Raw genomic sequence first — 24316 nt, forward strand, 5'->3', positions numbered from 1 at the left:
CGGAGTTATCCTCGCTTGAACTGGGGTGCCTGTTTGAGTCGTCGTCCTGGACCGTCGAATTCGACCTCGTCGTCGGGATCCAGTTGCTCTTCGGTACCGTCGTCGTGAATCAGGATCAGCCCGACATCGATTGAAATGCCGGCCCGTTCCATTATTTCACGGGCGGTTAGCGAGGATTCGTCCGTTTGGTACTCGTCGCCATCGACGAAGAAGGTGTAAAACTTCCCGTCAACGTCGTCCGAGGGTGGACTCTGGTTGTTAGGCGATGCTCCGTCTGCGTCCGCGGAAGTCGTGTCGTCCGTCATTGTTCTGTGTGCTTGATGTCCCTCAAGCGGCGGGCATCCCGCGGTGGATCGATAGCTGTGGCTCTACGGGCATAGGTCACCGGCTTGAACCGGGACGTCGCTCCGCGTAGTGCTGTTTCCAGCGTAGCTCACAACCACGGCTCGCGTCGAACCGCGGACGTAGTTTTTGAGCCCACCTGTTCTGCCGCCTACACCCGGAGAAATCCGAATGTGTCAGGCGGTGGCTCCGAACTGGTGGCTGTCTTCTCGGACAGGTAAGTATTGCTGGTTGCTACTTATAAATATTTCGCCGGATTAGGTTCACCTTATCACAGAGTATCGAGCGATAGAGGCTCATTCTCGGAGTGTTATTTAAAACAGTCAGTGGTATATAAAGGAGAGTCGAAAAATAGGATATGCTGTATTTATATCTAAGGTAGTGGGTTGGAGCGACATATATGAAAATAGAGAAGAATCTCGCGGGAGTTGATTAGGTGACGAGAGTAAGTAGACTCGCCACCAGTTCGGAGCCATAATCCCCTATGATTCCATTATTTTTAAAATTAGCGGCTCATAGCCTGAGACGGAATAATTCTCATACATAATCTTGACCGAGCATTGGCTGTGGGTGTTTCTCCGACGTACGGTGGTAATCATACGGAGTATCAAGATCTCATATGATATCAGCAATAGCGAATGGAATAGTCTAAGTAAAGACTATATTGGGGGGCTGAAACAGGCTTAGTATCCGAGATGACTCGTAAATCAATCGCCCGGAATTCGGGTAACTCCGGGCGGGTCAACATCTCCGGCTCCGAGCTCGAAGCACTCGAGGCCGAGATTGGCGACGACGTCGACGTCGACGTTGCCGACACGAAAGACATCGCTCACGCGCTTATCGACAGCAAGGACGCGGATCGGTTTCTCATTGTCACTCCACGATAATTCATGCAAACGGCACTCACCTATCGGACGAATCGCGACCTGTTCTCGAACTACTACCTGGACGAGCACCTCCCCGAAACCGAGGCGTGGGACGAGCTAAGCGACGACGAACTCCGCGAGGCGAAAGCGGACATCATGGATCTGTGGGAGCGCGAGAAGGGGACGGCTCCCAAGCGCAACGAGTCCCAACTCGAGGAGAAGTTCATCCGGCCGATGTTCCGGAAACTGGGTATCCCCTTCGAGGTTGAGGAGAGCACCAGCCGGACCCAACGTCGGCCCGACTACGGCTTCTTCGAGTCCGAGGACGCCGCACGCGGTGCGTTCGAGCGCCGCGAGGAAGGAGGCGATTTCTACAAGGACGCCGTCGCCGTCGCGGACGCCAAGCGCTGGGGTCGGCCACTCGACACCCGTGGGAGTGGGGAACACGAGCGGGACTTCGAGAACCCGAGCTACCAGATTCACGTCTACCTGCAGGAGACGCCGGCGCGGTGGGCCGTCCTCACTGACGGGAAGAAGTGGCGGCTCTATTACGGCCCGACGAGCCACCGCCTCGACTCCTACTACGAGATCGACCTGCCGACCGTCCTCGAAAAAGGCGATCTTGAGGACTTCAAATACTTCTACCTCTTCTTCAGGCACGGCGCGTTCCTCGAGGACTCCGGCGGCGAGTGCTTCCTGGACGAGGTCTACGACGAGTCCAACGTCTTCGCTCAGGAGTTGGGGGAAGATCTTCAAGACAACATCTACGAGGCGATCAAGATCCTCTCGGAAGGTTTCATGCAGTACCCGGACAACGACCTCTCCGAGGACGATCTCGGCCTCATTCACGACAGTTCGCTGATCTACCTCTACCGGCTCATTTTCGTGCTCTACGCAGAGAGTGAGGGCCGTGACCTGCTCGACACGAACAACGAGATCTACGAGGAATCCTACAGTCTGAATACACTCAAGCAGGACGTCGCTGAAGAACTCGACAGCCCGAATCCGAAGTATCGCGACTGGCAGGACAATCTCTGGGACCGGCTAGACGAGCTGTTCAAACTCATCGACCAGGGGAGCAAGTCGCGCGGTATCCCGGAGGAAGACCTCTATATCCCAGCGTACAACGGTGGGCTGTTCAGAACCGATCCCGACGAAGACGATAGCGTCGAAGCCCGGTTCCTCGCGAACCATCAGGTCGGGGACGCCTACCTCGCTGAGGTCATCGAACTGCTCACCCGGAGCCAGAACGGCAACGGCGGCGGGAAGATCTTCGTCGACTACTCGTCGCTGGACGTCCGCCACCTCGGAAGCATCTACGAAGGGCTTCTCGAGTACCAGCTCGACGTCGCCGACGAACCGCTCGCACTGGAAGATGGTGAGTACGTCCCCGCCGGCGAGGGTGATGAGGTGATCGTCGAAGAGGGAGAAGTCCACCTTTCGACTGGCTCTGGCGAACGGAAAGCCACGGGGTCCTACTACACGCCAGAGTACGTCGTTGAATATATCGTGGAGGAGACGTTGGAGCCGCTGGTCGAAGACATCAGAGAGGATCTCGCAGGGCAGACTGCACATGGCGAGGGAGGCTTTGCCGAAGAGTTCGCCGACCGGATCTTCGAACTCAAGATTCTTGATCCGGCAATGGGGAGTGGTCACTTCCTGACAAGTGCGATCGACTATCTTGCCCGTGAAATAATCGACGCTCAGGAGAAGCAGGCCGCACAGGAAGGCATCGAGACGGTCGATGAGCAGCGGGACATTAATTGGGCGCGCCGGCAGGTCGCCCAGCGGTGTATCTACGGCGTGGATCTGAATCCGCTGGCGGTCGAACTGGCGAAGGTGTCGCTGTGGCTTCGGACACTCGCCGCCGAGCAACCGCTGGCATTCCTCGACCACCATCTCAAGACGGGAAACTCGCTGGTTGGCAGCGACATCGAGACGGTCCTTGACAACGGCGACCCCGACAACGAAACTGAAGAAGGTCAGTTAACCCTGCAAGAATCGTTCGACCGCACGCGCCGGCAGGCCTTAGAGCACGTCACGGACCAGTTCGAGGACCTGCTCGCTATCGACAACGAAACACTAGACGACATCAAGGAGATGGAGGCCGTCTACGATGAAGTGCGCAAAGATCCGCTGTACCAGCACCTCATCGCTATGGCGAACGTCCACACCGCCGGGCAGTTTGGACTAGACGTGCCCGAAGACGCATACGAGCGCATGGCCGAGGCCCTGCGGGACGACTCTTGGGCGGACATCGAAGGGCAGGACTGGTACAAGTCGGCGCAGGCGATGGCCGAGGACCAGCGATTCTTCCATTGGGAACTTGAGTTCCCGATTGCGTTCTATGAGCAGGACGGCGAGCGGAAGGAAGACAGTGGTTTCGATGCAGTAATTGGAAACCCACCGTATGTGCGGATGGAAGAATTCAAAGAATTAAAGAACTATCTAAGCCAGGAGTACACGACTCACGCAGACCGTACTGACCTGTATATTTATTTTATCGAGCGGTCCACTTCGGATCTCCTTCGTGAAGACGGGGAATATGGAGCGATTGTTTCCAACAAGTTCCTCCGAGCAAACTACGGTGCGTCTGTCCGCTCGCTGCTTGCGAATGGGACGAACATCCGCGAGATCACGGACTTCGGCGGACTCCCCGTATTCCCAGACGCAACCGTGCGCTCGGCAATCTTGCTAGCCAGAAATACAGAACCAGATGGGGCCCCACCTCGCTATGTTCCTGTTGAGTCTCTCGACTTCGACTCATTAGGTGCTGAGGTAGAACGATCCGGGTTTGAGGTGGACCCTGACGGCGTTCAGGGGGAAGAATGGCGATTAGTCAACCGGAGGACATCAAAAATAATTCAAAAGCTGGAACAAGGGCGGATTTCTCTGATAGAATTTTTACAAGATGGTGAAATCTGTTGGGGTATCAAAACAGGCAGGAATGCTGCCTTCTACATTAACGAAGAACAACGTAGCGACCTGATCGATCAAGACCCGAGTAGCAAAGAAATCATCCAACCGATGGTCAGGGGACAACATGTAGGGAGATACCATATTGAGAACCCCCACCAATATCTCATATATACATATCACGGTGTGAATATTGACAAGTATCCCGCTATTGAGGAATATCTCCGCCAGTACAAAGAGGAACTGGAGGGAAGGGCTACGGAGCAGGCGTGGTACGAGTTACAGCAGCCTCAAGAGGAGTATGTCGAATATTTTGATGGTCCAAAGATACTTTATCCTGAGATAGCGCCAGAGATGCGATTCGCGTACGATGAGGGTCCACTCTACCCGAATAATAAGTGCTTCTTCCTGCCGACAGAACGCCTCTCACTAATGGCTCTCCTCAATAGCACCCTGTCTGCCTTCTATCTACGGCAGATACTGGCCAAGTTAGAGGGTGTCTCTGGCGATGATGTCTACTATGAGTTCAGGCGCCAGTACATGAAGCGACTCCCCGTCTGTGAAGGGATAGACGAGGTTCACGAAGAGACAGGCAAGTCGCTGTCAGAACTGGCTGATAAGATGATGCAACTACGCGACGAACGACAATCTCTCAATCTCTCGCTCTTGGACTACCTCGGAATCTCAAGCGGTGACCTGCCGAATTCAAAGGCGGGCGAGTCGCTGGAGGACCTGCAGATGCCAGTCGCGGGCGTCGCGGATACGCCGCTGACCGAAACCACAGTAGAGTACGACAGCCTGCGAATCGAGGGCGTATCCTTCAAGGACGATGGCGGGCGTGTGGTGCTGTCGGTAAGCATCAGTTACAAGCCCGACAAGAACGACCCGCGAGAAACCGACAGCTACGGACGACTCGCCGAGTCAGAGTTCGAGCGCTACGATGCGATGGCCTTTGTCGGCTTCTCGGAGGCCGAGGAGACGCTCCTTCGTGAGTTTGTCCCCGTTGCCGTTGAGGAGGGTGGCGGCTTCGCGGGCTTCCGGCAGGGCGCGACTAAGACGAACTCACCGTTAGATCGACTGAAAAACCTGATGCTCCCTGACTTCGACGAGGTTCAAACTGGGCTGGAGCAGTATATTGAGGTGCGTGAGCGTGCCGACGAGCTGGAGGAGAAAATCGAGAAGACCAACCAGCTCATCGATAAAATCGTCTACGACCTCTACGGACTGACCGACGAGGAAATCGAAATCGTCGAATCGGCAGTCCGGGATGACTGACTTCGAGGTCGGCGACCACGTCAAGTTCGCCGGCGGGCGGGGAGAAATCACGAAAATCGAGGAACGGCCCAACGGCGGTCATCTGCTCCACGTCTATACCTCGGAGGGCCAGCTCCGCAAACTCCCCAACGGCCTCCCTCACATCGAGAAGCTCGATTCGCTCGTGGACCGCCTCGCGGCCGGCCAATCCGACGCCCCGCTCCATTACGACCTTCGAGAGCGGGCGATCCGGCTGGATCTCGCCTACAAGTACGACCGCTTCCTCTCGCTGACCAGCAACCGTATCGAGATCGAACCGTACCAGGTACAGGCGGCCTACGAGATCCTCAACTCCTACGACCACCGCTACCTAATCGGTGACGAGGTCGGCCTCGGGAAGACCATCGAAGCCGGCATCGTCATCGAGGAGCTCATCGCCCGCGACCGGGCCGACCGGGTACTCATCGTCGCGCCGGCGCCGCTGACCGTCCAGTGGCAAGAAGAGATGCGCGACAAGTTTGACCGCAACTTCGTCATCTACGACCGCGAGACGGTTCGTACACATCGGAAGTCCCACCCCAACCAGAACGTCTGGAAACAGGAGGACCTCATCATCACCTCCATCGACTTCGCGAAGCAGACCACAGACGACCCCGAGTCGGACCGCGTCTCCGTCCTCGATGCCCTCCAGAATCTCGACGAGGAGTGGGACGTTGCGGTCTTCGACGAGGCCCATCACCTTACGGCCAGACGGTCGAGCGACGACTCCATCGAGCGGACACAGCGATACCAAGTCGGTGAGGCCGTTGCCGATAACTCCGATGCGCTGCTGTTGCTCACCGGGACCCCGCACAAGGGGAAATCAGACCAGTTCTACTTCCTCGTGAGCCTGCTCGACCCGTATCGCTTCAGCCACGAGTCGCAGATCAGTCCTGAGGCGCTTGAGGACCTGATGATCCGCCGGCTGAAGGATGATATGTACGAGACCGACGGGACCCGAATGTTCCCTGAGAAGAACATCGAGGCACTCCCGGTCGAGATGACTCGCGAGGAGCGGAAGCTGTACGACGACGTCACCGAGTACATCCGCGAGTACTACAACCTCGCCCAGCAGGAGGAGAACCAGGCGGCGGGGTTCACGATGGTCATCTACCAGAAGCGGCTGGTCTCGAGTATCTACGCGATCCGGAAGTCCCTCGAAAACCGGATGCGGGCGATTCAGAACGACACCGTCGCAGAAGACCTCCCTGACGAGGTTCAGGACCTCATTCCGCGGTATAGTACCGAACCCGAGACGCTCACCGACGCAGAACGCGCTCGGGTCGAGGAGGCGCTTGAGACGGTCACGATTACGCTCAATCAGTCGCAAGTCCAGCAGGAGCTGGACCGCGTGAAACAGCTCTGGCAGCAGGCTAAGAACATCGAGACGGACTCGAAGGCCCGATTGCTCCGGCAGTTCGTCGACCGCATTCTCTCAGAGGACCCCGACGAGAAAATCCTGATCTTCACCGAATACACGGACACGCTGGAGTATCTACGTGACGAGGTCTTCGCTGATCATGATGTCGCCCAGGTGTACGGCGACCTCGAGCAGTCCCGTCGACGGGAAGAGATGAGCAAATTCGAGGAGGAGGCCAACCTGATGCTCGCGACCGACGCCGCCCAGGAAGGGCTCAACCTCCAGTTCGCCCACATCATGGTGAACTACGACCTCCCGTGGAATCCCATCAGGATCGACCAGCGGATGGGGCGGCTCCACCGCTACGGCCAGGAGCACACGGTCGAGATTCGGAATCTCTTCTTCGCCGATACCCGCGAGAGCGAGATCCTCAATCTGCTCATCGAGAAGACGAACCAGATCGAGTCGGACCTCGGGATGCGCTCTGATGTCCTCGGTCGCGTCCTCGAGGATGTCGACTTGGACGAGACGATCATGGCGGCTATCGCTGAAGGTGAGCCGACCGAACGTGTCGTCGCCGATATCGAGGCGACCATCGAGGAGAAACGCGAAGCGATTCAGACCGTCGAAAACGAGTTCCTGATTCGCGACCGCTTCGACCTCTCCGGCGAAGACGATGAGATTCTCGACGTGATCGAACGCAGTCAACACGGCGAGGTGTCCGAGGACGATATCGAGACGCTCGTGCGAGTGTTCTTCGACGAATTCGGCGGCTCTATCAAGGGCGTTCGACCGGGGCCGGCCAGGATGGAAGGGGACGTGTTCCAGTTGGACGTCCCTGAGGTCTTGAGTGGAAATCAGGTGGCACGACAGTACCCACGGGCCACGTTCACCAAGGATATCGCGATGGAGGCGGATGATGTCGAGTTCATCTCGCTTGACCATCCTCTCGTCGAGTCGCTCATCGAATTCTGCCTGGACAGCGACCGCATCCAGGGTGAAATTGCGACGAAGGTCGCTGCGACGGCGTCTCGAACCCCTGGAATCTTGTTCAATTACCGCCTTGGCTACGTCTCCGGTGCCGGGGATGTGGTGACCGAGAAGCTGGTTCGTCTCTTTGTTCGCCCAGATGGTAGTGTGACGGCTGATGTTCCTGAGCTCTCGAAGACGACGGCTCCCAGCGATATCTCATCGTCTCACGAGGTTGATCGGCTCTCGAGTATGGCGGAGGACCTCTATGAGGCTGCAGAGATGGAAGCATGGACGCACGTTGAGTCGTTCGCCGAGGAGGCCCGAACCGAACGCGAACGGGAGATCGAAATCAAACGCGAGCACGCTGATCGATACTTCGAAGAGCAAATCGAAGAATGGGAAGAGCGGTTAGAGCAGTACCAACACCGTGCTGAGCAGGGTGCGGATATGTCCGCGCCGATTGGGAACGCGAAGCAGAAACTCGAGAGTCTACGACGAGAACGTGAAGAGGAGCTATCCAGGCTTGAGGAAGAGAAGCACGTTACTCCCCAAGAACCGGAATTAGTAACAGCGGCGTACGTCGTCTCTCCTACAGAGGCAAAGGACGAATGATCTCTATTGCGAACGCTGTCGGGTCGGGAGATTTGGGTGTGGAACTCGATGTCGGCGAGGTCGAGTCCGATTTGGATCTGCCATACACCGAATACGACCCTTCGAACTACCATGGTCTCTATCTTCGGCTTGTTGAGGGTGGTCCGCTCATTACGGTTTATCGGAGTGGGAAATACATCATCAGTGGGTGCTCTACGTTCGAACAGTTGTACGAGACGAACGACGCGTTCCTCACGACACTGTCCGAGTTGGACATCGTAGATGCAGAGACTGAAACCGGATTCACGGTACAGAACGTCGTCTGTACGGCACAGTTGGACGACCCGGTCGATCTGAATACACTCTCCATCGCGTTAGGCTTAGAATCCGTGGAATATGAGCCAGAACAGTTCCCTGGTCTCATCTATCGGCCCGCTGACCACCCGGCCGTTCTCTTGGTTTTTGCCAACGGGAAAATAGTCATCACAGGGGCTTCTGACGTGGACACTGCCGAGGATGCGTTCAAGCATCTTCAGGAACAGGTGACGACCTACCTCGAACAGTAATGTCTCTGCATTCTATGCGAAAACACGTCTCTCGCGGTTCGTAGAACGACGCTTCTGAACACCTGCTTGTCGAACTGGTTGTCGGAGGTGGTAGTAGTCGATAGAATTCTCTCCAATCCCGTCAGGTGTGATCGTCTCCAAAGCGCCCCTCATCCAAATATGACCTCAGACCCAGTGGATATTCTCGATGACCTGGCTGACCAGGTCGCCGAGGAATTCGAGGCGTACAGACAGCCGGACGAATTCAAAGACGTATCGCTTGTCATCGACAATAACGATCCAGACCGGCCAACGCTGATCGTTCACGTCGAGAGAGAGGACGCCGATACGCTGGCCGAGGAAATCGAGAACTTCCTGCAAGAACGGGGTGCTCGAACTCAGCGTGAACGATACTCGGACACAGATGTCCGGGTGCTAGCGACCGTCGACTGAGTTCTCAGTCCTCTCTAATTTTTCTGACCCGTTCTCGGTAAGTCACACCTAAGTCCGGTCCGATGGAAGGCGACGTACGTGTCGTCGGGGGCAAAGCGCATCTGTAACCAGTGGTTGTCAGCCGGTTTGTAGGTGACATCCGTAATTTCGTCTCGCTCGTCGAACGTCTCAGCAAGCGCCGCGAGGTCGAGTTCCTGCTGGTAGGTAATCACCCCGACGACGTTGGCGACCTCGAGCTCCGTCACTACCTCGTCGTAGACAGTACCAGAAGGAAAAGTCCGACTGATGCTGCCCTTGATATAGTTCCTTCAAGCGACTATCCATCACACCGGGGCTGTCGCATAGTTCACCAGGAAGCCGATGAAAAAGTAGAGAAACGCAGCACCGATGACCCCGCCCTTGATGGACTCTTTAGCACCCTGTAGTAGTCCCACAGAAGCGATCAGAGCAGCAACTAAGTCAATAGCTATCGCCAGCTGAGATGTCGGAGCAACGGTCATCACGCCGGCATAGAGGAAACGTGAGAGTTTGTTGGCAGTCTCTACAGTATTCGGCGACCCGCCGAGTGAGAAATCAATCGTAGAGAGAAACAGAGCAGTAAACAGAAAGAACGCTGCCAAGCCCCCGGTTTCAATCGCTTCCTCTGCGTCCATATCTCCTATATCCGACTCCGGAGACGTGAAAGTGCCGTCTAGTCAGATATCAAGCCTCAGCTCCCGGGGCCAGAATTTCCGAATGCAGTGGATTGCTGAGCATTATAAAAATCGATGAACAGGTACTTCACGAAGGTTTTGTCGAACTTGTTTTTGCGATTCCAAAAGACAGCGACGCCGACAAGTGCAGCGATAGTAACTCCACCAGTGACGGTAATTGAGGGGAGAAGCGAGTGGCCCAGAGCGCTAAGACCACCTAGAACGGCGAGCACCACAAGCAGAGACCAAGACGCGGCCCACATACTCCGATGAAACGAATAGACTGACTGAAACCGGAGGGCACGCGTATAGGGTGTTGTCTCAAGATAACTCAATACCATCTTCAGGAGCTTCCCGTAATGCTCGAAATCTGATGGAAGTGCAAACTGCTGTTCACACAGCGTCAAAAATGAGTTTTCAATGTGCGTGACCGTAATCGGCGCCGTCGCTGGTGTCTCATTTTGAATTGCGGTAAGTGTATCACCGAAGGTCGTGGGTGAATCAGCCCAGCTACCCAGCGCCTGAAGCAGATGGCCAGTCACGTATGCGAGCGTGAGAAATCCCCCGACAACTACCCCACTGGGAAGGCCCCGTATCAGCTCGTCAACCGGGAGTAAAAGAATGAGAGCGCCAATCCAGAGCGCGCCAGGAACGAGATTCGTGATGACATCATAGAATCCCAGCGCTCGGAAGCTTCGCGCAAGAGCCATAGCCTGTTACTACGGACAGCCCGATAGCCCATATATCATCTCATATGCACCACTGAAGGAGTATGTTGAGAGATCCACCCGACCGAAGATCTAATTATGCCGACGCGAGGATCTGTTGTTCGACAGCAGTCAGATCTGCCCCGGATCCAAAGATCTCTCCCAGGATCTCACCAGCGAGCCACGCTGCGCCGACTAGGACGAGCGCACCCCCAATAGCCTCTCCCAACGAGGGTTGCTGAGACTGCTGCTCCGACGTTGTCGCTGTGGAGTCCTGAATATCGTCGAATAGTCCATTCGAGGTAGTCCTCGTGGTGGGGACAGTAGTCCGAAACTCGGGACCGTCGCCGATCCCACCATTCTGGGCGGGGTCGAAGGTGGATACCATTAGCTGACACTTGCGGCTAACGCATTATAAATACTTGGCCGAGATTCACGAGTATCGAAGTCGGTCAATCGATTCGTACACGGTACTCTTCGTCGTCAATTCCGAGATAGATGACGCCATCCTGCCGCGTCGTAACAACATTCCGATTTGTTTTCGTTCCTGATCGTCGGGAGACGGTAGCGCCAGTTGCTTGCGCACTATATTTCTGGCTTGCATTCGTCGACCCGGCTTTCGCATCCGATATCGCGACTAACTCCGGCGTCATATGCTGGAATAATTTCGGTGTATAACTGCTTTCACGGCCGTGGTGAGGGGCGACGAGAACATTCGTATTGCGAAGGTCATCACGGACGGAGGACTGCTCCAGAAGGGTTTCAAGCGCCTCCTGTTCGAGATCGCCCGCAGTGACGAGCTTGAACGATCCATATTCAAGCACCGTCAAGATGCTGAGATTGTTCAGGTTCACCGTCTCTCCTCCGCTTAAATCGCCGATCGGTGTCGTTCCGGCCTCTTCTAACGAAAGAATGTGGTGGGTGAATGTCAGACCTCCATTCCAGGAGGGGTCACTCGGTGAGAAGGTTGCTCGTCGATCGTACGTATCAGTGAGTGTTAGGTAGGCTTCTGTCACTGACTGATAGTGTGAGCGGTCAGGATAGAGATCGTTTTTCCGCCGTCTGATGTACTCGTCTGCTTCGTCACGACGGGCAATCACTTCGGGTGAGAAGTACGATGAAAACTCGGGGAGATCTTCGATGTGATCTTCATCTGGATGCGTGAGCACTAGATAATCAACCGAGTCGATTCCGTGCTGTGTATGGATGTGGCGACTGGGCGAAAAGCCGTTCGCGTGCTGTCCCAGATCAATGACTGCGTTCCGTTCTGGCCCCTTAATGAAAATCGCATCCCCCCGCTCGACATCCCAAATGTAGATCTCGACAGCAGCCATACTGGTATTAGATTAGCCGCCCGTTTAGGAAGTTCGGACAGAACTGAAGAGGAACTGCCACCGCGAAAGAAACATACGGGGCTGGTGTATGTTCACATCTAGTGCTCTATAATCACCTCCAGGTTCATTTTTTGAACGTTGACCATGGTGATTGCACCATCGTTCGGCACCCTGGTGATCAACATCGGGACGAGGGGCGAATATCGGTTATCGATATCAACGATTGGCCGGAGCAGAAGGAACATGTCGAGGAAGACGACATCAGCAGCCTGGAGTACTATCTTCAATTTCCGGTGAAAGACGACCAGCAAAGCCGCTTATCTGGGGTTCGGCAAAAAAGTCAGATCAGCCCTGAAGAGTACGCTCAAGAGTACCTCAATGATCCAATCGAGTACTATAACGAGAATTTTGACGAGGTGACACACAAGATCTGGCGCTTCATCGCGACTCATCCAGATATGGATCATCTATCGGGGTTGTACCGACTCGATGAAGAAATCGGATTTAGCGTGTTTTGGGACACCGATCACAATCGCGAGCGTGATGAAGATGACTGGTACGAAGTCTACGAGTGGGCAGATTGGGAACTTTACGAGGACATTCGAGAGGGAGACACGAACCACGACAATATCCAGCCGACTCAAGGACAACAAAAGAAATACTGGAAGCACGACAATATAGAAATCCTCCATCCCTCCCCGGAGTTCGTTCAGGAACTTAATGAGCAGAATGCTGAGCTGGAAGATCCGGAATATAACGACTACAGCTACGTCCTCAAAATCCAGCACGGGACACGCTCAATCCTGCTCCCGGGAGACGCTGAAGAGGATGTATGGGACGAAATCTTAGAGGAGTGGGGGCCTGAAGTGCTCGAAGACGTCCATGTGCTGAAAGCCGCTCATCACGGTCGCAAGGATGGCTTTCACAGAGAAGCAGTAGAGGCGATGGATCCTGCGTACGTGATCGTGAGTGTCGGGAAGAAAGACGATCAGGACGCCTACGACAACTACCGCTCCGCATGTAGTGACGAGACAGAGATTCTGTCGACCCGCCAATACGGTCGCATCAAAGCGATTTGTACCCGTCCAAACTCGATTATTGTCGACAAGGCAGAACCAGACGGGATATTCGATCTCCCCGACGACTGAACGTAGTCCAGCAAAATTCAGAAAACACGTCTTGTACCGCTTTTCTTACCAAACATTCAAGCAGGTATATGGGAATTTGTTTGGTAAGACATTCAAATCGTATCCTCCAGAAGTACTTTCAGCTACAGACGGATTCGATAGAATATGACAGATATACCGACAGAGAACACCCTCACTGTCAACGCCACCCACCATATGCTCGGGGATCTCGAAGAAGAGTTCACCGGGCCCGCAGCCCTCTCACCAACTCGGGAGATGGAGAACATCTTGGGGTACGACACGAACTTACCGTTGCTCAAATCCGTCGTCTTTCAATACAAGCGGCCATACACCGTCGAATCGGATTCAGACCGCCGGTTCTCGGTAAACCGTGATCAGTGGCGTACACTGACCTCCCTGTACGAGTACAACCAGGCCTTCTTCGTGTTTCCCGAAGTCGTCGACGCGACGAACGTGGAGCATACGCTTTCCCGCTCGGTCTTCATCGACGTGTTCGGGATTCGGAGAAACACGTCACTGGTGTACGTCCCGGAGAATGCGTGTTCTGCAGGACGGCCAACCGGTATCAGAGCGAAGATCAACGGCGGTAGACGGTACCCCGTTCCGGATGCGTTGGTGTATGACTGGGAGACGCTCAAAGAATCAGTCAACGCCTGTGAGTGTGGGCTGCGCTTCACATCGCAAGGGGAGCAGACGGACGCGTACAGCACGTTCAAGCAACGAGTAAACCGGCTCGTAGAGGGTGATATAGACTGGTTAGTGGACCGCGTTTCATCCGTAGTGGAGCGCCAACACTCAGGCGACATACGAATTCCTAAGGAACAGCCGGATATCGACCGAGAAGCGCTCAAGAGCTATCTCTTAAGACTCGACGAGGAAGGGACCGATCTATCCACACACGGCATCGGTCGTTCACGACATACGATGCTCGAACGACCGGAAGAACGGACTGACTAAATCGTGCTCGACGCGGTGATCGCTACGGTTTGACGCGAGCCAGATGCGCTAGTCGTCGCCGGAGATGGGACTCCACTCACGAAGAGACGAAACAAGTCATCGACATCGAGCAATACTGACGGACTCTGGTTCAAGACCCCTGAAACGAGACGGGTTCTTTTGCGAGAGCCTTCTATCCAGCAAATTTCGGATGAGCAACGTTCAAAACCCGCTCTTATTCATATTCTATGTCTAAAATGCAGGTATGAACGACTCACAAGACACGCAAAATACACGACAGGGACTGTCCACCCGTGAGAGCCGACTCCTCTCACGACTCGCCAGCGCGGGCAACCAGATCATCTCCGTCGACGACATCGAGACGACCCTAGAGGTCGCCCCGAACACCGCCCGAGAGATCGCCTCCCGGCTCACTGAGAAAGGATGGCTGGACCGACTGTTCCCCGGTCGATACCTCATCATCCCGCTCGCGGCCGGTGAAGAGGGTCTGTATACGACGCACGAGTATCTCATCGCCTCGCACGTCGCCGATCCGATGTACGTCGGCTACTACACCGCCCTTGACCACCACGGGCTGACCGAACAAGTGCCCCGGACGGTGTACGTCGTCACCCCCTCCCGGGCGCAGAGTCGGGAGATCCACAGCGTCCCCTATCGCGTCGTGACGGTCACCGAGCGCAAATTCTTCGGGTACGAGTCGACATCCATCGAGGGTACCGCCGTGAACGTCGCAGACGTGGAAAAGACGCTGGTTGACTGTGCCGACCATCCCGAGTTCGGTGGTGGCATCCGGAAACTCGCACAGGCGATGGTCGCCGCGGACGACCGGGACTGTTCGTGGGCGACGGTCGGTGAGTATCTCCAACGACTCGACAACGGCGCTGCGACCAAGCGGATCGTCTACCTCGCAGACCAGCTGGATATCGACCTCCCGACGCGTGAGACGTTCCTCGAGTCATTCACAAGCGGGTACTCGCTGCTCGACCCAACGCGAAGCGAGCAGGGACGCTACGACAGTGAGTATCGTCTCCGAATCAACGTCGATCGAGAGAGACTCGATTCGATGGAATCCTGATGGCAGGTCGATCCGAGGGGGACGTGAATTAAGATGCTCCTCCAAGTACAGCGAATCAGGTAGATGGGCCACGTCTATTATCACCATCCGGGCGACAATCAGTTCTCTCTTGATTATGTCCACGACACTCCATCGGAGATCGTTGCCAGGATTGTCGAGTACGACGATGACGTGGCGGTGAAGGTTCGCAAGTACGATCTTGACAACGAGTTCTTCGGTATCTATACCTCCCGCGTTGGTGGTGGGGACGTCGGCGATCTCGAATTCGATCTTGGCGAGGCACTCTCAGAGATGGGTGCTGACAACGGTACTATCGTTGCCCGGCTCCTCGAGATCTATCAAGCGCTCATAGCCCAGAACGAGGAAGAAGAAGGAGTTCCCGTTGAAGCGTACAAGAGCATCGACATCGATGCACTCCCAGACGCGCTCAACCGAGTGTCGTGGGAGGGCAACGCGACTGATGTTGCAGGCCGTCTCGCCTCAAATCTCATTCTCAAACACGCGCTTCCGAATGCGAACCATCGGACTGCTGTTGCCCTGATTCAGTTCTACCTCCGTCGGATTGCTCCTGATTTCTCGATGCCAGAGACCTCCGTGGAAATCGACTCAGAGACATACGACTGGCGGGAGTGGGTAAACGAGTATATTAACGAGTCAAAGCGTCTCTTGACGGTTCGTCGGAAGAATGTGCTCCTCAAACATCTCTCTGACTTCGGAGCGACAACGCTTGAGCGGAAACACGAGGTCCAGATCGACCTGACGGCATACGATCTGGATATGTATCCCGCAGAAGCGAAGACAGTCTACGCAACAGCGCACGAGGAGCTCTGGGTCGAATTCGTCGAAGAGGCGGTTGAACGCACCGACAACCCCGAGCTGATGGAAACCTCTGGGCTATCGAAGACGGAGTTCGCAGAGAAAATCCGGAATCTCGAGTAAGCGGTGTGCGCTAGTCTTGGAGCGTCGCGACTGTGCGGCCCGTCTCCTCGGCCTCTTCGCTCCGCGACATCCCGTATGTTGCGAGAGCTTCTTCAACCGCGTCGTCCAGACTCATTGGTCAAACGAATCTTGGCTCTGCCGAGGTATAAAGTCTCGCACGATTTGTGTATCTGCCTAGGTACGCTCGGTTTCACGGTAGGCAACGTCAAGATCGAGGTCCTCGTACATCCGGTCAAGCATCGCGAGCGCCGACTGGAACTGAGCGTAGTTCTCGCGCATATACTCGATTGTCTCGGCTCTCGGGATCACCGGGTAGCCCTCGACGTCCTCGATGTCGAGTGACGCGCGTGGCTCGAGGACGATCTGCAGCGGTCCGTCCAACTCGTCTCGGGGCTGTCGTTCGAATGCGGTCGGGAGGTCGAACCACTCGAAAAACACCTCCCAGGCGTCGACGTCCTGCTCACGAACAGCGAGGAACAGCGGATAGTCGTCGGACTCGCGACCGACCTGGTAGCCGCCCTGAGTCCACACGTAGACGGCGTCGATCCGCGTGAACGCGAACGGCCAGTCACTGAACTGTGGGATGATGTAGGCCTCCTCAATGGAGGGTGGACTGACGCCGGCGCTGGCAGCGACGAGGTCGCGGGCTGCGTCGCGGACGCGCTCGTCGACGACAGTAAGGCCGTCGTCATAGCGGACATAGCCTGCGTCTTCGAGCCGGTTGACGGCCTGTCGCACCGTCTCGTACGGCGTGTGGAGGTGTTGGGCGACACGACGGATGGAGTCACCACTCTCGATGGCGAGGACGATCTGCGCCGCCGTGTCGTCGAGTACCTCGTACATCTGGTAGTTACCAATACTTCGGTAACAGTTAAAATAGCAGTAGACTCGCTATTGTACAGGCTTATCTTGACTAACACACCGGCATAGGTCTGTTTGGTAAGAGACGCCCGTGCTGTAGCGAACAGCACAGTCCAATTTTGAGATGCTCAAACCAACCTCAACCACCCAACACAGGTGTGTTTCACCGGCGAGATCCATCCACGGTAGCTACTATGTCGTTTATAAACGTCGTGAGGAGATCAACAGGGTCGCGATCAGCGTCCTCCACCGGCGGCTCCCAGAGTGCGACATCGAACGCCTGGGCGGCCGATGCGTCCCCTTCAGTAGCCGTGACCATAAGAATGGCACTCTGATAGATGACAATCGTCCGGGTGTCGTCGACGTCGAGATACTCGATCCCAGCTGCCTCGAGCGCATTCGGAATATCCACACCCGTATCCAGTCGACAGTGTTGCACCGGCTCATCGTCGTCCGCCATAGCAGTTGCTACTCCCTGTCTGTACAAGTATACCCGGTCCCGTGGCGGCCAGACGAGCGAAGTACACGGTTCTCAGCCAGGTCAATATTCCACAAAGATGTCCACCCATCCGTTCCCGGTCGTAGTCCGAGGAGTTACACAGGTCGGTAGAGAACACACGAGCATGGACCAGACACCCGACGCATTCGCTGCTGCACTGGCCTCGGGTGACACCGATCGTGTGAATCGTGCGATCAACGAGATCGAGGATCTGGATCTCGAGGAGCGAGCAGCTCTCTTCGAGGACTGCTTCGAGCGGTGTCGCGAGCTCTACAAGAGTGGTGATGGGTATCAACGTCAGTCTGTCGTTCGCTTTGCGGCCGCGCTGTATCCACGACTTGCGTTCCGAACAGTCGGCACCGAACTCACTGATGAGGCATTACCGGGTGACTGGACACTCGAGGAAATCGAAACCCACCGCCGCCGACTTCGCGAGTTCTACCTGGACGCTCTCATCGACGACGATGGACGAGTCCGACGCGCCGCAGTCAAGGCCCTCAAAGAGCTGGCCGTGACGGCAGAGTTGGTCGGCGCTGATGACGAACTCCAGACGATGCTGACCGAGTTAGAGACGCTGGCCGAGAACCACGACAATGAGGCCGTACAGAAACACATTGACCAGGCGTACGAAAACGTCGCGTTTCACGCTGAGAAGCCGGGATCGCTACTCCCTGACGCCTTTCGAGACGCACTCGAATAAGTCAGGTCGTACCAAACCAGTATCGTGGTTGAGGGACCTCTATTTGGTAAGATAGCTTCAAAGATCCATTCGTTTTCACTCCAGCTGATCGAGTTCCCCTCGCCGTTCGCGATGCATGATTCCGCCGGCGAACCGCCGTAGTTTGGCCACGAGTTCGTCCTCAGTCTCGTAGGTTTCAACACGCAAATCCCACCGGACGGACGCCGACCGGATCATCGCACTCGTCACGTCATCCTCGTGGACGAAAATCAACCGCTCCCCGTGGGTTGCCGCGAGGTTTTCGAGAATACTGCCAGCCTCTTCGCCGACGCCAAAATTGTGGCCAAGAAACGGCACTACGAACGCGGTCGCGTTGCTACACCGGGCGTACTCGATGCTCTGGGTCACCGCATCGACATCGTCTGTGTCGATGTCGACGTCAAGCGCGAGAAACGCATTCACTCCGGGGTCGGTCCGAAGTTCTCCTTGTACACGTCGTAAGAGACCCTGTGCGGCGTTGAGGTCGTCCTTGCTCCTGAAGAGCCGGCGTAACGGCCCAGGAAGATCGTCGACGTCGATCTCGCGACGGTCCTCCTCGCTGAGGACGTAGTTGAGGTTGAACGACTTGTACGGCCCCATCAGATAGAAGAGAAACCGGTCGTATGTCACACGCCCGAGCCGGTCAGCGATCAGCTCGCGCGTGATTTCGACGGGCATAGCCGGTCCTATTCAGCAAGAATATATAAAAGACGGTGTTTTCGAGAATTCTCGGCTTGACAACGACTAAGCGTCTCCGACGCATAGCGTGACGTACGATGGCGACGGATCAAACGCGGACGATTAACGGCGACGCCCCGGACGATCCGGCAGATCTGCTCCCCGAGGAGAGCATTCTTAGCCTTGAGGAGTACCTCGATATGCACGCGGCTGTCGGTCACCGCACCCGCTATGAGATCCTCTATCGACTCGTCCACAGCGGCGAGATGAGTCCGAAAGAACTCGAGGACGCACTCGACATCGACGACAGTACACTCCACTACCATCTCAACAAGCTCGTCGACGTCGGCCTCGTCGAGAAGCGCCAGCGTACGGAACGCGGGCAGGACGGCCTGTACACGTATTATCGAGCGACCGTCTTCGGAGAGGTGACGCTCACTGACGGCGTCGACGAGTTGATCCGTGGCGAGCAAGCCTTCGAAGAGATGTACGACAGTTCGACCGCTTAGCCGCGATACCATCGCTACTGTTCACACGCGTTTGACGGGCTTCCCATTCAATACCGACTGTTTCAGAAGCTTATCAGCGGCTCGCATTCTTACCTAACAAATCACGTCTCCTCTAGTCAGTCTGTTTGGTAAGATTCTGTGCAATCGTAGTGAGAGGCCCACCACTATCGCAAGTGAAGTGCGTCAAATGAGAGTCAAAGGTGAGTATCTCGGCAGACACACCACTGCTGCAAGTGAAACTGATTGAGAATCGTAGATAAAGCCGGTATATCTCCGGTCTTCACTTGCAAAAGTGGTGTGTGGTTCCCACAGATCGATGGCAATCTGGAAAGACACACCCACCACTGTTTCACGAATTTGGCGAGAGTGTCGATCAGAAGATCGGGGAGACAAATCTTCAAGGAGACACCGTCAGTTCACGAATTCTGTTCCGAGCCAGAAGGAACGAGTTCGGACAGATCCGCGAGACACCCACCACTGTTTCAGGAATTAATCTAGCTGGAAGAACATTACACTCCAGAATCAGATTGAGTGCGTAACTCGAAGCTGAAGTTACGAATGGCCTCGGGACCCCCACCACCGTTTCAGCAATTCCCGTGGGAAAGGGTGGAGTCGGTCGATTTTAGATCAAACACACGATACAGTACAAGACACGCTGGCTAGCCGTTGGGTACTTGCCCACTCTCTACTCTGGGTGAATTCCTGAAACGGTGGTGTGGGTGTGATCTGCCTATTTCTATTAGAACCTCCCATTCAGCGTCACGCGAAAGATCTCCGACAAGACGTCCCGGACATCTTATTCAGCAGAATACAACACGGCCAGCCCGTACGTCGATTGTCTTGCGGTCTCTATACGTACTGCTTCAAATTGACCGAAATGAGGACTCCCCCTCCGGTGTTTCCGAAGCTTTGCTACCCCTCCACCATTTCCGAAGCTTCCACTATACATCTCGACTAGCCTTACCAAACTCCTCAGCACTATTGGTTCAAGTTGTTTGGTAAGATATTCCTAGTGGTATACGCTCTCACTCTACTATTTTCGGAGTTTTAGGACAATCCTCCCCCTCCGTCGTTTCCGGAGCTTTCAGGAACTCAGTACCACGTTAGAAAACACGAAACTCCGATTCAGTAGTCGGAGATATCCGACTGGAGGAGGTTGTTATCGTCGGCCGTCGACTCGATGATGTTCGCGAGTTCTTCGAAGCGAGTCGTCGACAGGAGGACCTCGAGCACGGCTTTCAGCGGAACGTCAAGCTCATACTCGTGATACCGCCCAGCCGAAAGCCCCTCATTCCGTTCATAGACGCTGATGAGCCCGAGCATATTCATATCCGAGAGGTGGTCGCGAACACGGCGCTCGCTCACGCTGTCGGCGTCAAGTCGGTCGCAGATCTTCACGTATCGTTCGTAGAGATCGCGAGAGCGGATGGGGACGTCATCGAGCGCCTGGTGGTACGCGAGCGCACAGAGGACGGCGTGTCCCTGTGTCGTGAGTTCCTGCATCCCCTCGTAGAGTTGGTTCTTTTCGAGCTCGTCCTGGGCGTCCCGGACGTGCTCCTCGGTCACGGTGTCAGAATCGGCGGCTTGCGCGAGCTCGCCGGCCTCACGGAGCAGTCGGATCGCCTGTCGGGCCGATCCCGTGTCTTGGGCGGCAAACGCCGCACAGAGCGGGACGACATCTTCGGCGAGGACATCGTCGTGGAACGCTTTCTCGGCACGTGGGTTGAGAATCGAACGTAGCTGATTCGCGTCGTATGGGGGGAAGAGAATCTCTTTTTCGGCGAGTGTGTCCTTGACCTTCGGCGAAAGGTTATCCCGGAACTGGAAGTCGTTGCTGATGCCAACGATCACCGGGCGGACGTCGTCGACGTAGCCGTTCGACCGTGCTCGTGGGAGCCCGTAGAGGATGTCGTCGGAGTGGCCGATGTTGTCGATTTCGTCGAGGACGATTACGACGGTACCGCCGAGCGCGTCGAGTTCCTCGTAGAGGATGTCGAAGACGCGTTGCTGAGAGTAGCCGGTGGTGCTGATGCGGTTCTTGTCCTGGCTTTCGCGAAGTTCGTTGACGAGGGCGACGGCGACCTGGTAGGACGAGGAGAGGTTCTCGCAGCTGACCCAGACGGTCGAGAGATCGACGTCGTCGTACTCGGCCGCGTCGTTCTCGAGATGGGACAGCATAAACTTCGTCGCGACGGTCTTCCCCGTTCCCGTCTTGCCGTACAGAAAGATGTTCGACGTCGGGCGGTTGTCAATGATCGGCTGGAGGGCTCGTTGATATTTTTCGAGTTCCTCGTCCCGTTCCCGGATATCCTCGGGCTCATAGGAGTCGTCAAGTGGTTCGGCATCAGCGAACACCTGACGGTCTCGTTGGAACATCCCCATGATAGACTGCCACACGGGACGATATGATAAAACCACCGCTTCCTTAGTTTCCGGAGCGTCCGGAGCTCGGTGGTTTAAAAAAGATAGCCACACCACCGGTTCCGAAGCTCTGTTTCTTTATAACACCCTCTCACTCCACTGTTTCCGAAGCTATCGAAATGACGTGGGGCTTCCATTCAGCAGAGACACTATATAAGACAAAAGAACTAAGATACTTACCGAAAAACAGTAACCGCAATACCGCAAAAACAACACTCTAGAAAAAGAAATGTTTGGAGTGGAAGGACAGAACTTGTGGAGCGGATCGTCTTCTCGGCAATCTATGCCGTCTCTGTCGTGGCCCCCTTCCTTCTCACGTGGATAGCTCCGGAAATGGTGGAGTGAGGGTTCGCGTTACTGGCCGTCAGCAAAAGCTTCGGAAACGGTGGAGGGTTCGTGGACTCTATCTTCTCCGATTTGTCCTGCGGCTTCTCCCCTCGAGCACCTCTCAGCTCCGAGTCAGTTCATACTGCGTGGCAGGGAGTGTAAGTCTCCATCGTGGTCAGCGACTCCCTGGACGACAGCCGTCACTGTGTACGTCACATCAGCCTTCGGAACGATTGGATCAGCGTCACAACCATTAGCTCCGGAACCGACGGAGGGGTAGCTCAGACGATGAATCCATCTCTTCCGCTGCTACTAAACTCGCGATAATCACACGATAGCGTTGACCTCAGCGGTGTTTACTTCGGAAACGTTGGAGGGTATCTCCGAATCTTACCAAACATTTATTCCTTAACAGGGCTTATTGTTTGGTAAGACAATGCCGACACGCCCACCAGCTCCAGAGGGGCTGCCGCAATACCTTGCTGAGGGCGTCCCGAAACAGGACGACACAGACTTGCGTGCTCTTCAGGACTGGATCGACGATCTCCTCGAGTACCGCCAGGATGTCGCCGCTGAGGATATCGACGCCGGCGAGGGTGAATCGATCGAAGCTGTCGAAGAATCGGGTGGTGGGACCGTGGTGATCAAGAAAGTCAGCTGTGGCAAAGACAACTGTAAGTGCCAATCCGGGGCACTGCATGGCCCCTACAAGTACGTCGTTCGTCGACAGGGGGACAGTCTCGATTGGGAGTACAAAGGGCCGGTCACGGAGTGACCGTCTCTTTTTGGCTTGGTCTATACCAATTCGGTGCTCGCCAAAGTAGTTAACATTCAGGCAGTCATAGCTCCGCGTGAATCAACGGTCGGCCTATGATTCCGAACGCCTACTATGCCATCTGATCCCTCGAACTCGGATACGCCACGGACGATCTCCGATCTAGACAGCACCGTTGAAACTCAGCGCCAGCGTCTCAACACCGTCACTCAGGAGACCCGCTTCGTTTTGATTCAGAATATCCTGTCCCATCCGAAGCAGCTTCCCTCACTGAAGGAACTCAGCTACGTGAACCCCAGTAAGAGCCAGAGTACGATCCGCGAGCATCTCGAGATCTTGATCGAGGACGGTATCGTCGAGGAACGGGTGCTCCCCGACGACCGTCGACAGCGTGATCTTCCCTGGCGCTTCTACGGGCTGACCGATGAGGGGCGAGCGTTGTTGTCGGAGGCGGGCCTCTTGCGAGCCGAAGCGACATTGCAGGATATGTATGCGCGGCTGGACACCACGCCCGAGATCGATAAGTATGCACAAGCGCCACGTCCGGGACACGCAACCGAGTAAGCCGAGAAACGAGTCAGACGCTGAGCTTGGCTACTGTGCTCTCTATGTTCGTTTCGTCCTACGACGACAATCTGGTAACGAACGCTCTCGGTTCTCCTCGTTTGAAGGGTTCTCTCCGATTAATCCGCCTGTATAGGTTCTCCTATAGACACTCCTATATTAAAATCTATAGGACACCATTTAGGGATTCTACCTCGGATAGCGCGTTATATTGTCGGCAAGTTATCGACCCGTACTGACGTCGACGTCGTCGATGTCGAGATCTGGTTCGTCAAACTCGAGTGCTTTCGCAACAGCCGGCGGCAGGTCCGGACGTGGCGCCGCTTCGTGGCGCTGGATCTTCTCCGTTTTCCGGGTGTTCTCATAGAGGGCTCGAGCAACTGGGATCCCTCGGAGGTATTTGTAGTCGTGAAGGATTTCGACACCACGCTCCGTGAACCCATAGAACTGCGCTGGGAGTCCCCGAGTTTCCTTGTTCGGCTCGAATATGTACTGTACGATGATGTCTTCGTCGCGTAGCGTGTCGAGATGGTTCTTGATTGTCGCACGGTTCTTCCCCGTCATGTACTCGAGTTCCGCGAGAGACATGAGGTGGGCAGGGTGGCCGAGGAGTTCTTGGACGATGAGCTGTCGGGTGTCCTGCGAGAGAAGCTCAAATAACCGCTGTTGCTCTGCGAATGGATTCGCGTCCCCGGTGTCCATAGGTAAGTGAACGAGGAATTAGCCTAATAATTCTCGGTCTGTAAGGGGTGATCGACGACTGTCTTCGCTCTA

General features: G+C 55.5%; 24 protein-coding genes. 13 read left to right on the forward strand and 11 right to left on the reverse strand.

The window, feature by feature from the left end:
- Nucleotides 1-5 precede the first annotated feature (5 nt).
- Entirely contained in the window at nt 6-305 is a 300-nt protein-coding gene (locus NDI85_RS20895; RefSeq protein ID WP_049983778.1) for a multiubiquitin domain-containing protein, read from the reverse strand.
- A 732-nt stretch (nt 306-1037) separates the two neighbouring features.
- Here NDI85_RS20895 and NDI85_RS20900 point away from each other — a divergent pair.
- The 5 genes from NDI85_RS20900 (at nt 1038) to NDI85_RS20920 (ending at nt 9338) form a co-directional block, all read left to right on the forward strand.
- Nucleotides 1038-1229 (forward strand): hypothetical protein, encoded by a 192-nt coding sequence (locus NDI85_RS20900; protein WP_049983779.1) that lies wholly within the window; start codon nt 1038-1040, stop codon nt 1227-1229.
- Between the two features lie 3 nt (nt 1230-1232).
- Nucleotides 1233-5399 carry an Eco57I restriction-modification methylase domain-containing protein gene (locus NDI85_RS20905; RefSeq protein ID WP_310916894.1) on the forward strand — a complete coding sequence of 1389 codons (4167 nt, stop codon included), beginning with the start codon at nt 1233-1235 and terminating at the stop codon, nt 5397-5399.
- Nucleotides 5392-8361 carry a helicase-related protein gene (locus NDI85_RS20910; protein ID WP_310916895.1) on the forward strand — a complete coding sequence of 990 codons (2970 nt, stop codon included), beginning with the start codon at nt 5392-5394 and terminating at the stop codon, nt 8359-8361. The genes NDI85_RS20905 and NDI85_RS20910 overlap by 8 nt, the downstream gene beginning before the upstream one ends.
- Complete coding sequence (locus tag NDI85_RS20915) at nt 8358-8906, forward strand: TATA-box-binding protein (protein ID WP_310916896.1); 549 nt, start codon at nt 8358-8360, stop codon at nt 8904-8906. The genes NDI85_RS20910 and NDI85_RS20915 overlap by 4 nt, the downstream gene beginning before the upstream one ends.
- A 159-nt stretch (nt 8907-9065) precedes the next feature.
- The gene (locus tag NDI85_RS20920; RefSeq protein ID WP_310916897.1) at nt 9066-9338 is read left to right on the forward strand and encodes a hypothetical protein; all 273 of its coding nucleotides are present in this window, start codon (nt 9066-9068) and stop codon (nt 9336-9338) included.
- 14 nt (nt 9339-9352) lie between these two features.
- Here the strand turns inward: NDI85_RS20920 and NDI85_RS20925 are convergent, their stop codons facing one another.
- From NDI85_RS20925 to NDI85_RS20945, 5 genes are all read right to left on the reverse strand, one after another.
- Nucleotides 9353-9583: a hypothetical protein gene (locus tag NDI85_RS20925; RefSeq protein ID WP_310916898.1), complete on the reverse strand. Its 231-nt coding sequence runs from the start codon at nt 9581-9583 to the stop codon at nt 9353-9355.
- Between the two features lie 78 nt (nt 9584-9661).
- Nucleotides 9662-9991, reverse strand: a complete 330-nt coding sequence (locus NDI85_RS20930) for a hypothetical protein (protein ID WP_310916899.1) — start codon at nt 9989-9991, stop codon at nt 9662-9664.
- A 56-nt stretch (nt 9992-10047) separates the two neighbouring features.
- Complete coding sequence (locus tag NDI85_RS20935; RefSeq protein WP_310916900.1) at nt 10048-10740, reverse strand: hypothetical protein; 693 nt, start codon at nt 10738-10740, stop codon at nt 10048-10050.
- A gap of 94 nt (nt 10741-10834) precedes the next feature.
- Nucleotides 10835-11125, reverse strand: coding sequence for a hypothetical protein (locus NDI85_RS20940; RefSeq protein ID WP_310916901.1), 291 nt, complete (start codon nt 11123-11125; stop codon nt 10835-10837).
- A 64-nt stretch (nt 11126-11189) separates the two neighbouring features.
- Nucleotides 11190-12071 carry an MBL fold metallo-hydrolase gene (locus tag NDI85_RS20945; RefSeq protein ID WP_310916902.1) on the reverse strand — a complete coding sequence of 294 codons (882 nt, stop codon included), beginning with the start codon at nt 12069-12071 and terminating at the stop codon, nt 11190-11192.
- A gap of 101 nt (nt 12072-12172) precedes the next feature.
- On the opposite strand from NDI85_RS20945, the gene NDI85_RS20950 reads away from it, so the two are divergent.
- From NDI85_RS20950 to NDI85_RS20965, 4 genes are all read left to right on the forward strand, one after another.
- Complete coding sequence (locus NDI85_RS20950) at nt 12173-13219, forward strand: hydrolase (protein WP_310916903.1); 1047 nt, start codon at nt 12173-12175, stop codon at nt 13217-13219.
- 144 nt (nt 13220-13363) lie between these two features.
- Nucleotides 13364-14176: a hypothetical protein gene (locus tag NDI85_RS20955; protein WP_310916904.1), complete on the forward strand. Its 813-nt coding sequence runs from the start codon at nt 13364-13366 to the stop codon at nt 14174-14176.
- A 244-nt stretch (nt 14177-14420) separates the two neighbouring features.
- The gene (locus tag NDI85_RS20960; RefSeq protein ID WP_310916905.1) at nt 14421-15251 is read left to right on the forward strand and encodes a type IV toxin-antitoxin system AbiEi family antitoxin; all 831 of its coding nucleotides are present in this window, start codon (nt 14421-14423) and stop codon (nt 15249-15251) included.
- A gap of 63 nt (nt 15252-15314) precedes the next feature.
- Complete coding sequence (locus tag NDI85_RS20965; RefSeq protein ID WP_310916906.1) at nt 15315-16190, forward strand: hypothetical protein; 876 nt, start codon at nt 15315-15317, stop codon at nt 16188-16190.
- Between the two features lie 174 nt (nt 16191-16364).
- On the opposite strand, the gene NDI85_RS20970 is transcribed toward NDI85_RS20965, so the two are convergent.
- Nucleotides 16365-17033 (reverse strand): helix-turn-helix domain-containing protein, encoded by a 669-nt coding sequence (locus tag NDI85_RS20970; protein WP_310916907.1) that lies wholly within the window; start codon nt 17031-17033, stop codon nt 16365-16367.
- Nucleotides 17034-17214: 181 nt separating this feature from the next.
- The gene (locus NDI85_RS20975) at nt 17215-17511 is read right to left on the reverse strand and encodes a hypothetical protein (protein WP_310916908.1); all 297 of its coding nucleotides are present in this window, start codon (nt 17509-17511) and stop codon (nt 17215-17217) included.
- A 163-nt stretch (nt 17512-17674) separates the two neighbouring features.
- On the opposite strand from NDI85_RS20975, the gene NDI85_RS20980 reads away from it, so the two are divergent.
- On the forward strand, nt 17675-18250 hold the full coding sequence (locus NDI85_RS20980) for a hypothetical protein (protein ID WP_310916909.1): 576 nt from the start codon (nt 17675-17677) through the stop codon (nt 18248-18250).
- Nucleotides 18251-18325: 75 nt separating this feature from the next.
- Here NDI85_RS20980 and NDI85_RS20985 read toward each other — a convergent pair whose 3' ends face one another.
- On the reverse strand, nt 18326-18946 hold the full coding sequence (locus NDI85_RS20985; RefSeq protein WP_310916910.1) for a hypothetical protein: 621 nt from the start codon (nt 18944-18946) through the stop codon (nt 18326-18328).
- A gap of 98 nt (nt 18947-19044) precedes the next feature.
- Here NDI85_RS20985 and NDI85_RS20990 point away from each other — a divergent pair, with 98 nt between their 5' ends.
- Nucleotides 19045-19455, forward strand: a complete 411-nt coding sequence (locus tag NDI85_RS20990; protein ID WP_251331554.1) for a transcriptional regulator — start codon at nt 19045-19047, stop codon at nt 19453-19455.
- A gap of 1125 nt (nt 19456-20580) precedes the next feature.
- On the opposite strand, the gene NDI85_RS20995 is transcribed toward NDI85_RS20990, so the two are convergent.
- Nucleotides 20581-21837, reverse strand: coding sequence for an orc1/cdc6 family replication initiation protein (locus tag NDI85_RS20995; RefSeq protein ID WP_310916911.1), 1257 nt, complete (start codon nt 21835-21837; stop codon nt 20581-20583).
- An 802-nt stretch (nt 21838-22639) separates the two neighbouring features.
- Here NDI85_RS20995 and NDI85_RS21000 point away from each other — a divergent pair.
- Nucleotides 22640-22978: a DUF6788 family protein gene (locus NDI85_RS21000; protein WP_310916912.1), complete on the forward strand. Its 339-nt coding sequence runs from the start codon at nt 22640-22642 to the stop codon at nt 22976-22978.
- A gap of 114 nt (nt 22979-23092) precedes the next feature.
- Nucleotides 23093-23542, forward strand: a complete 450-nt coding sequence (locus tag NDI85_RS21005; protein WP_310916913.1) for a winged helix-turn-helix domain-containing protein — start codon at nt 23093-23095, stop codon at nt 23540-23542.
- Between the two features lie 222 nt (nt 23543-23764).
- Here the strand turns inward: NDI85_RS21005 and NDI85_RS21010 are convergent, their stop codons facing one another.
- Nucleotides 23765-24244 carry a winged helix-turn-helix domain-containing protein gene (locus tag NDI85_RS21010; protein ID WP_310916914.1) on the reverse strand — a complete coding sequence of 160 codons (480 nt, stop codon included), beginning with the start codon at nt 24242-24244 and terminating at the stop codon, nt 23765-23767.
- Between the last annotated feature and the right edge of the window lie 72 nt (nt 24245-24316).

The sequence above is a fragment of the Haloarcula sp. S1AR25-4 genome (assembly GCF_031624555.1).
In the GTDB taxonomy this organism is placed as follows: Archaea; Halobacteriota; Halobacteria; order Halobacteriales; family Haloarculaceae; genus Haloarcula; species Haloarcula pellucida.

What these genes read in the sequence shown, in the direction of transcription:
- NDI85_RS20995 (WP_310916911.1), bottom strand. Translation starts at nt 21,837, where the DNA reads ATGGGGATGTTCCAACGAGACCGTCAGGTGTTCGCTGATGCCGAACCA.
- NDI85_RS20965 (WP_310916906.1), top strand. Translation starts at nt 15,315, where the DNA reads ATGGGCCACGTCTATTATCACCATCCGGGCGACAATCAGTTCTCTCTT.
- NDI85_RS20930 (WP_310916899.1), bottom strand. Translation starts at nt 9,991, where the DNA reads ATGGACGCAGAGGAAGCGATTGAAACCGGGGGCTTGGCAGCGTTCTTT.
- NDI85_RS20915 (WP_310916896.1), top strand. Translation starts at nt 8,358, where the DNA reads ATGATCTCTATTGCGAACGCTGTCGGGTCGGGAGATTTGGGTGTGGAA.
- NDI85_RS20960 (WP_310916905.1), top strand. Translation starts at nt 14,421, where the DNA reads ATGAACGACTCACAAGACACGCAAAATACACGACAGGGACTGTCCACC.
- NDI85_RS21000 (WP_310916912.1), top strand. Translation starts at nt 22,640, where the DNA reads ATGCCGACACGCCCACCAGCTCCAGAGGGGCTGCCGCAATACCTTGCT.
- NDI85_RS20975 (WP_310916908.1), bottom strand. Translation starts at nt 17,511, where the DNA reads ATGGCGGACGACGATGAGCCGGTGCAACACTGTCGACTGGATACGGGT.
- NDI85_RS20935 (WP_310916900.1), bottom strand. Translation starts at nt 10,740, where the DNA reads ATGGCTCTTGCGCGAAGCTTCCGAGCGCTGGGATTCTATGATGTCATC.
- NDI85_RS20990 (WP_251331554.1), top strand. Translation starts at nt 19,045, where the DNA reads ATGGCGACGGATCAAACGCGGACGATTAACGGCGACGCCCCGGACGAT.
- NDI85_RS20985 (WP_310916910.1), bottom strand. Translation starts at nt 18,946, where the DNA reads ATGCCCGTCGAAATCACGCGCGAGCTGATCGCTGACCGGCTCGGGCGT.
- NDI85_RS20895 (WP_049983778.1), bottom strand. Translation starts at nt 305, where the DNA reads ATGACGGACGACACGACTTCCGCGGACGCAGACGGAGCATCGCCTAAC.
- NDI85_RS20945 (WP_310916902.1), bottom strand. Translation starts at nt 12,071, where the DNA reads ATGGCTGCTGTCGAGATCTACATTTGGGATGTCGAGCGGGGGGATGCG.
- NDI85_RS20970 (WP_310916907.1), bottom strand. Translation starts at nt 17,033, where the DNA reads ATGTACGAGGTACTCGACGACACGGCGGCGCAGATCGTCCTCGCCATC.
- NDI85_RS20900 (WP_049983779.1), top strand. Translation starts at nt 1,038, where the DNA reads ATGACTCGTAAATCAATCGCCCGGAATTCGGGTAACTCCGGGCGGGTC.
- NDI85_RS21005 (WP_310916913.1), top strand. Translation starts at nt 23,093, where the DNA reads ATGCCATCTGATCCCTCGAACTCGGATACGCCACGGACGATCTCCGAT.
- NDI85_RS20940 (WP_310916901.1), bottom strand. Translation starts at nt 11,125, where the DNA reads ATGGTATCCACCTTCGACCCCGCCCAGAATGGTGGGATCGGCGACGGT.
- NDI85_RS21010 (WP_310916914.1), bottom strand. Translation starts at nt 24,244, where the DNA reads ATGGACACCGGGGACGCGAATCCATTCGCAGAGCAACAGCGGTTATTT.
- NDI85_RS20920 (WP_310916897.1), top strand. Translation starts at nt 9,066, where the DNA reads ATGACCTCAGACCCAGTGGATATTCTCGATGACCTGGCTGACCAGGTC.
- NDI85_RS20905 (WP_310916894.1), top strand. Translation starts at nt 1,233, where the DNA reads ATGCAAACGGCACTCACCTATCGGACGAATCGCGACCTGTTCTCGAAC.
- NDI85_RS20980 (WP_310916909.1), top strand. Translation starts at nt 17,675, where the DNA reads ATGGACCAGACACCCGACGCATTCGCTGCTGCACTGGCCTCGGGTGAC.
- NDI85_RS20910 (WP_310916895.1), top strand. Translation starts at nt 5,392, where the DNA reads ATGACTGACTTCGAGGTCGGCGACCACGTCAAGTTCGCCGGCGGGCGG.
- NDI85_RS20955 (WP_310916904.1), top strand. Translation starts at nt 13,364, where the DNA reads ATGACAGATATACCGACAGAGAACACCCTCACTGTCAACGCCACCCAC.